The sequence below is a fragment of the Algoriphagus sp. genome, assembly GCF_024642405.1.
Lineage (GTDB): Bacteria > Bacteroidota > Bacteroidia > Cytophagales > Cyclobacteriaceae > Algoriphagus.
This window is the reverse complement of record NZ_JAHEBC010000199.1, coordinates 1-7,048: the sequence shown is the minus strand read 5'-3', so window position 1 is coordinate 7,048 and position 7,048 is coordinate 1. Positions and strand designations below refer to the sequence as shown.

At 35.7% G+C, this 7,048-nt stretch carries 7 protein-coding genes and 1 pseudogene; 2 read left to right on the top strand and 6 right to left on the bottom strand.

What is annotated here, in order from left to right; translation table 11 throughout:
• Window positions 1-37: 37 nt before the first annotated feature.
• The gene (locus Q0L68_RS13870; RefSeq protein ID WP_296704271.1) at window positions 38-748 is read right to left on the bottom strand and encodes a 6-phosphogluconolactonase; all 711 of its coding nucleotides are present in this window, start codon (window positions 746-748) and stop codon (window positions 38-40) included.
• Window positions 749-1,006: 258 nt separating this feature from the next.
• Here Q0L68_RS13870 and Q0L68_RS13865 point away from each other — a divergent pair, with 258 nt between their 5' ends.
• Window positions 1,007-2,047 carry an alpha/beta hydrolase gene (locus tag Q0L68_RS13865; protein ID WP_296704267.1) on the top strand — a complete coding sequence of 347 codons (1,041 nt, stop codon included), beginning with the start codon at window positions 1,007-1,009 and terminating at the stop codon, window positions 2,045-2,047.
• A 3-nt stretch (window positions 2,048-2,050) separates the two neighbouring features.
• Window positions 2,051-3,706, top strand: coding sequence for a hypothetical protein (locus tag Q0L68_RS13860; protein WP_296704263.1), 1,656 nt, complete (start codon window positions 2,051-2,053; stop codon window positions 3,704-3,706).
• A gap of 13 nt (window positions 3,707-3,719) precedes the next feature.
• Here Q0L68_RS13860 and Q0L68_RS13855 read toward each other — a convergent pair whose 3' ends face one another.
• The 5 genes and pseudogenes from Q0L68_RS13855 to Q0L68_RS13835 form a co-directional block, all read right to left on the bottom strand.
• A complete protein-coding gene (locus Q0L68_RS13855) occupies window positions 3,720-4,016 on the bottom strand; it encodes a hypothetical protein (protein ID WP_296704260.1) in 297 nt (98 codons plus the stop codon).
• A 129-nt stretch (window positions 4,017-4,145) separates the two neighbouring features.
• A complete protein-coding gene (locus tag Q0L68_RS13850) occupies window positions 4,146-5,324 on the bottom strand; it encodes a serine hydrolase (RefSeq protein ID WP_296704258.1) in 1,179 nt (392 codons plus the stop codon).
• A 9-nt stretch (window positions 5,325-5,333) separates the two neighbouring features.
• Entirely contained in the window at window positions 5,334-5,927 is a 594-nt protein-coding gene (locus Q0L68_RS13845; protein ID WP_296704255.1) for a hypothetical protein, read from the bottom strand.
• Window positions 5,928-6,026: 99 nt separating this feature from the next.
• Complete coding sequence (locus Q0L68_RS13840; RefSeq protein WP_296704253.1) at window positions 6,027-6,848, bottom strand: LytTR family DNA-binding domain-containing protein; 822 nt, start codon at window positions 6,846-6,848, stop codon at window positions 6,027-6,029.
• Between the two features lie 14 nt (window positions 6,849-6,862).
• A pseudogene (locus Q0L68_RS13835) lies at window positions 6,863-7,048 on the bottom strand (tryptophan 2,3-dioxygenase); the annotation flags it as partial.

Here is a 7,048-nt window from a genome sequence, read left to right as displayed (position 1 = left end):
CAAATTATGGCATATTGAGAAATCCTCTTATCACTTTCTATAGAGAAGATTCATCTATCAATAAATGAACATTCGAATGCATCCATAGCATGGATGCTGGAAGTTGGGTTTGTATTTTCTTAGTCAATAATTGCTTAAGTGCCTGCTTTTTCCCTTTCCCAGCAATAAAAAGAAGAATCATCTTAGATCTCAAAATCGTACCAACTCCAGCAGTCATTCCTTCTGTTAGTGGAATTCCTACGGTTTGAATCATTCCGCTGTTTAAAGTAGTTTCTGAAAGCTTTGCAATATGACAATCTGCCTGCAAAGCCTCAGCAGGTTCATTTAATGCAATGTGCCCATTTTGCCCTATTCCCAAGATACAGATATCAATGGGTCCAGATTTACCAAGCTCTTGATCCACACGCTGGCATTCTTGAAGAGGCTTCTGTGCCTGGCTATCGAATGAAATATATCGATCTGACGGAATCTCTATTTTTTTAAGAAGCTTTTCCTGAATATCATATTCAGAGGTAAACTGAGAATCCTCTGGCAACCCAACCCATTCATCCAGTTTGATCACTCGCATTCTTTTAAAGAACTCCGGTTTCGCCAGATGCTTTTGATGCATCAATTCATAAAGTCCAGATGGAGACCCTCCACTAGCTGCGCAAAACAAAAGATCAGGTTTTTTTGAAATCTCAAGGTGAACTAAATCGGCTCCTTTCTTACTCATTTCAGCAAAATCAGAACAATAGTGAATATGCATTTAATAGCTTTTTTTAGGGGGTTATAAAATTCTGCAAAATCTTTTTTTGAATGGGAGAATTTACAAAAAAGATACTTCTATAAATGTTATTCTTTTTATAAAAACTAAAAATCAAAAGATTGGACCTACCATTCCTTGATATTCAGCTAATTATTAAAGAACTTAAAGGATAACTTTCTAAATCAATTTAAAAAGCTGTCTTCTTTTTACAGAACATTAAAGTTTATTGATTTCTAATTTTTCTAAACATTAAATCCAATGACTACCCATTACATCATCACAAACAGAGAAGTAACTTCCCGAAAGAGCAAAAGTTACATAGCAGTAAATGAAAATGAGTTCATGCGAATGGACGGAGACGAAGAAGCTAGACATAATCTCCGTTATGGAACAGTTTCTTTTGATCCGAAAAAAGCAAAAAAATTAAAAGACTTCAAGATCAATATTATTCCGGAAGTCAATGAAAGCACTTTGGAAAAATACGCTGATGAGCAGTCTGTAGATAAAAGCGTTTTTCCTTCCTCTCAGATATTTGAGGAGCTCTATAAAAGTGGTGTGGCTACTAAAAAAAGGCAAGATATTTTGGTATTTATCCATGGGTTCAAATCAGATTTGGAAACATCCATGCAGACACTTGCGGATCTCCACAGAAAATATGTAGAACCCGAGGATTCTCCTATATGCCATATTGTTATTTTCACTTGGCCTGCTAAAAAGAAGTTATTAAAATACAGGGATGATGCCTATGATGCCAAACAATCTGGTTTTGCATTGGCGAGATCCATGGCAAGTTTAAGAGAGTTTTTCAAACAGAAATTAGTGAAAGAAAAGCAACCTCTTTGTGAGCAAAAACTTCACTTACTCTGCCATAGTATGGGAAATCGTGTATTGGAAAATATGATCAATGATTTATCCCAAATCAATGTCCCTATTGTCAGCCTCTTTGAAGAAATAATCTTAGCTGGAGCAGATATTGACTATGATGCTATCGAAAGCCCTAAGCCCATGTATCAATTGATTGATCTTGGAAAAAGAATCCACATTTATTTCCATAATAAAGATTTAGCGCTTGGTGTTTCCGAAACGACAAAAAATGCATTCAATAGATTGGGAAGATGGGGAGCTAAAAAGAACGATCGACTACCTGACGATGTATATGAATGCGATGTAACAGACATCCAGGATGACGATGGAATTTTGCATGAAACTGTTCACCATTGGTATTACACCAATTCAGATTCCGTCGTGAATGACATCAAAAAAGTATTTTGGGGAGAGAGCTCATTATTTAATTTTTAAAGGATGAAATTCTCTGACTTACATACGCATAATCACATGCGTGCTCATTTTTGGATGCAAGAAAACCCTGATCGTTTCAAGAAGAATGAGTCATTCACGCCATGGACCGTTATTTCATCCAATAGAAAAGGGTATCTCAAAGGAAAAATGGGAGCTTCCTATAGTCAAGCAGATTTGGTAAAAGTTTGGAATGGAAATGTTCGACTTACATTTAACTCTCTATATCCTTTGGAAAGACAATTTGTCAAAGGGTTTAAACCTACTCCCGGAAAAGATAAATGGTATAGATTCCTTATTGCTTTTGCTACTTCCCATAAACTTCCGCTTCGGGATTTTATCCAGACAGCCTACATGAGGATTCCTGATGAATCAGTCGATTATTTTCAATCTTCAGGCTATGATTATTGGGATTCACTAAATCGAGAATTAGAATTTGTTCTTTCTGATTCTGGTAATAGGATTGGAAAAAATAAAATTTTCACGCCTGGACTTTTTAGAAGAATTTTAGAATCTGAGAAAAGAAGAGGAAAATATGTAGGTGAAGAATTGAATGTAAAGGATGCAAAATATCTAGTCCCCAAAGATCCTATGGAATTAAATCAATCCTTAGAAAAAGATGATGAAATTACCATGGTGGTCACGATTGAAGGGGCTCATGCCCTAGGAACAGATCGTGCTAGTATTGCAGAAATATCGAGAAGAGTAAAACATGTTAAAAATGAATGGCCTGTTCCAATTTTCTTTATCACTTTCGCTCATCATTTTGATAATAAACTGTGTGGTCACGCTCATTCCATTCCAGATATGGGAAAGTTGCTTTTAGATCAAACTACCGCAATGAATGAGGGCTTCAATCCAAACGGAGAAAGAATTATCAGGGAGTTGCTCGGTTTAAATAAAAACTTGGAAAGAGACCCAGACCTCGGATATCGAATACTCATAGATGTAAAACATATGAGTGCGAAATCCCGAAAAGAATATTATGATAAAATCGTAAATGAGTGTTTTGCAAAAGGCGATGTCATCCCTGTAATTGGTTCTCATTGTGGATACTCTGGTCGGAAAAGCTTAGAGGAACATATAAAACTACAGGATAGTGAAAGAGATGACTACTGCGAATTATGTGGAGATGAGAGTAAATTGAGTAAAAAGGCCATAAAAGAACTGATCGAAAACCAACCAATGGGTAAATTCAACTCATGGAACATTAATCTTTGTGATGAAGATATCCAAATGATTGTGAAGACGGAGGGACTTTTTGGGTTATCATTTGATCAACGAATCCTCGGAATCAAATCAACAGACAAAAAAACTTCGCGAAATGGCATCCAACTGATTTGGGATAATATCAATGCGATCATAGAAAGTGCCTATAAAAATCTTCCTGAAGAGGATGCTCATAAAGTTTGGAAATGCCTTACAATCGGAACAGATTTCGAAGGCTTAATTGATCCACCTAATCCTTATCCTTCCGTATTGGAATTTGGGGTTTTTGCGGGAAATTTGATTTTTGAAATTGAGCAAGCTAGAAAAAACGGCAAACCTAAACATCTATCTCATCTCAAAAACATGGATGACGTAAGAGCGGCTGTAGAAGATTTTTGTTTTAATAATGCGGCAAATTTTGTTAAGAAGCATTATCCAAAAAAATCATCTTGAAGGAACTACAAACTTACCTTTCTTGTGTCAATGTAAATATGTTTTCTGCTTCAAGACCTCGAACTTCATGTTCGATGGTTACCGGGATTTCATAAATATCAAACTCTCCAAATACAAAGGTCTTGCCTTGAATTTCAAATTCGATTTTCCCTTTTAGCATAGTTAACATTGTGGGTACATTTGTGTGATGCTTTTTAAGCATTTGGTCTTTACACAAGGCAATGGCAAAAAGATTAAGTTTATCTGTTTTATAAACCTGCAAGACGCCAGGCCTTTCTTCAGATAGCTTAATGTTTTTAAGGATATTCATGGGCTTAACTTTTTAAATAAAAATAGATTATCTCAATTCACAATTTACCAAAAAAGTCTAACTCAATGGGTAAAAAATAGAAATTCAAAATAGTTACAAAACCAATTTAATATCTTTCTAAACACTGGTTTAATCCCTCAATAAAATCTCATAAATCTCATTCAAAACAGCCTCTGCTTCCTTATGAATAGGGCTATCTGTAACGGTCGCCAAATTGATGGCCATAAAAAAGTATAAATCCTTTTCTGGAAAATAGTAAAGTTGGCTTCCTGCACCCAAACCACCGCCACTATGACCAAAGGCCACCTCTCCACCAATCATTGCATAATCTAAGCCTAATCCATAAGCCTTTTCTCCTTGGGAGTTGTTCACCCAATTTTTCATCTCGGACAAGCTTTTTTCAGAAATCAATTCACCATTGATTAATGCTTTAAGAAATCGGATAGCGTCATTTGGTGTGACTACGATTCCATCATCTCCTACCAATTTGGAAACATTTTCCACCTGAAGTCTGCTAGAATTTTCGATGATTCCATCACTGAATCTATCCCAGTAGCCGTTGACCAAATTTGGATAAGTCAGATAATCAGGATCATTTCTGTAAAATGTGTTTTTCAAACCAAGAAGATCAAAAACATGCTCTTGCATATATGCTGCATGATCTCCTGTCATATGATCCATCATCAAAGCCAAAAGAACATATCCGGAATTTCTATAAGAGTATTTAGATCCAGGTTCAAAGTCAGGCTTCTTTCCTTTGATTAATTCAATGTAATCTTCCGGTTCAAATTCATGTTCCGGGTCCTGTAATAAGATGGAAACATAATTGGGGAGGTAATTATATTCTGAAATACCTGAAGTATGATTCAAAAGCATCCTCACCGTCATTTTATCAGATTCTAGTACCCAATCAGCCAATTTTGAAGGGAGATAATTGCTAATCCCCATATCCAAATCAATTTGTCCGGATTCCGCTAATTGTAATACAGTCACCGCCAAATAGAGTTTTGAAATACTCTGCAGGTACTGTAAATGGCAAGTTTCCATAGGGATTTGATTTTCCAATTGGGCATATCCGACTGAACCATAATAAAATCCATTCGGCGATTCAACACCTAAAACAAAACCAGGAACTCCAGTAGCAATAAATGCCTCCATTTTCTCCTTTATTCCTTCATACGATTTTGGAACTTCAATTTTCGACTCATTCTTACATGGTTCAACCAATATTTCCTGTGCATATGCTTTAAATCCTGCGATGGAAAGAACCAGAAAAATGAACACGAATATAGATGCGATAGCTTTCATGGAATTTGATCAAAAATGAGTTCGTGTTCCAACTTGAATAAAGGTCTCAGGTACAATCGGAACAGTTGTATTAAATCCTTTAATCAACATGAATTGATAATTGACAAAAGGACTTGTATATGTTTTTGAGGAATAGTCATGAATACCAAGTCCAATTCCTACAGGAATAGCAAGCATACCTTTACCCTTTTTGCCGGTTGAAATCCATTTTCCCTCCTGCATTTTAAATGAGTCCGATGGTCTAAAAGCATAATGATAACCCAGACCTGCTTTTACTTCACCAAAAACCGGATTTCCCAAATATGGCCTCCAGGCAGCCTGGGTAATAAAGAATAAGCCATTGCCAATTTTCTTATTTCTAATCCAAATCAAAGTGAATTCTTGAACCCAATCATGCTTTGAATTGTGGCTTACTTCTGTCCCTATTCCAATCCCTATATTTTGAAAGTTTGTTTTTAAATTTTTGAAAGGCATGGAGAATGCATGAAACTGCAAGCTTACAGTCAATGGGAAATTCCGATAATCCATTACTTTTTCGCTTTGCCCAAAAGAGAGAAAAGAAATCAAACAACTACCAAAAGAAAGTAATATGAGCTTTTTCATCCTTGTAAAACATTTACCCAAGATTACTTCAAAATCTTCCCAAATACCTCTAAAAATGCTTTTTTGAAGTCGAACTGTAGTAATTTTCTGGTTGAAATGTCAGGAATTGCGCAAAAACCAAGTACGAAATGATGGTGCTTTTGTCCTACTTATTCCCAATTCAAGACTGGAATCCAGCTCCTTATTTAATTGCACCTCCAATTTTCCATTTTCGAGTTTTTTAAATCCAGATACCAATTCTCTATGAATTAATGACTGCCTGTTCAATCTGAAAAAATCATCCTCTGGCAGTTCTTTTTCCCAATAATCCAGACTTTCATCAAGCAAATACCTTTTTCCTTCTCGTGTCACCAATTGAATGTATTGCTCTTCTTTTTTTAGAAATCCTATCTCATCCGTTTTTATCAAATATTCTTGCTTCCCTTGGCGCACAGGAATACTTTTCTTACCCGAGGTCGCAATTTGACTATCTCGAATTTCTTTAAATGCATATTGATAGTGAAGGCCTATGTAAATCGCATTGATCACTAAAAACCAAATGCTTATAATCAACACATCTAATGTATAGAAACTGATATGGGCTGATTCTCCTTTGACAAGAAAACTTATAATCTCAGTGGTTGAAATGATCAGAAATAAACCAACAGCAGTGGTTATAAAAACCTGGATTGCTATTCTTTTTGATGGTTTGGGTTCGAATGGAAGTTTCCTATCCAAAAAAATGATAATGCTTCGAACACTCCACCAAGCCAAAAATCCCTGTAAAGTATCAATGGTATAGGTTAATAGTAAAAAACCATTGAGTTGAATATTGGAATAAGTCAAGTAATAATTGAAAGCAGAAATAAAGGGAATCAACAATACAAACAATAAAATATCAGGATGATATTTTTGTTTTTCATTTTGCTGTTTCCCTTCCATTGAAGTAATTGGTTTTAATATTTTCCTGGAGTATCATCTCCAAAAATCTCTTTGACAACCCAACCTTTACCCCATTCTTCTTTCTCTTGATCCGTCCATAGTTCTGGGTAAAAAATTACTTTCTGAAAACGTGGAGGCAAGTATTTTTGCCAGTTGGTACCCCCAGTGGCTGCTATGTCAACTGGATCTCTTTGAAGATA

What these genes read in the sequence shown, in the direction of transcription:
- Q0L68_RS13870 (WP_296704271.1), bottom strand. Translation starts at nt 748, where the DNA reads ATGCATATTCACTATTGTTCTGATTTTGCTGAAATGAGTAAGAAAGGA.
- Q0L68_RS13865 (WP_296704267.1), top strand. Translation starts at nt 1,007, where the DNA reads ATGACTACCCATTACATCATCACAAACAGAGAAGTAACTTCCCGAAAG.
- Q0L68_RS13860 (WP_296704263.1), top strand. Translation starts at nt 2,051, where the DNA reads ATGAAATTCTCTGACTTACATACGCATAATCACATGCGTGCTCATTTT.
- Q0L68_RS13855 (WP_296704260.1), bottom strand. Translation starts at nt 4,016, where the DNA reads ATGAATATCCTTAAAAACATTAAGCTATCTGAAGAAAGGCCTGGCGTC.
- Q0L68_RS13850 (WP_296704258.1), bottom strand. Translation starts at nt 5,324, where the DNA reads ATGAAAGCTATCGCATCTATATTCGTGTTCATTTTTCTGGTTCTTTCC.
- Q0L68_RS13845 (WP_296704255.1), bottom strand. Translation starts at nt 5,927, where the DNA reads ATGAAAAAGCTCATATTACTTTCTTTTGGTAGTTGTTTGATTTCTTTT.
- Q0L68_RS13840 (WP_296704253.1), bottom strand. Translation starts at nt 6,848, where the DNA reads ATGGAAGGGAAACAGCAAAATGAAAAACAAAAATATCATCCTGATATT.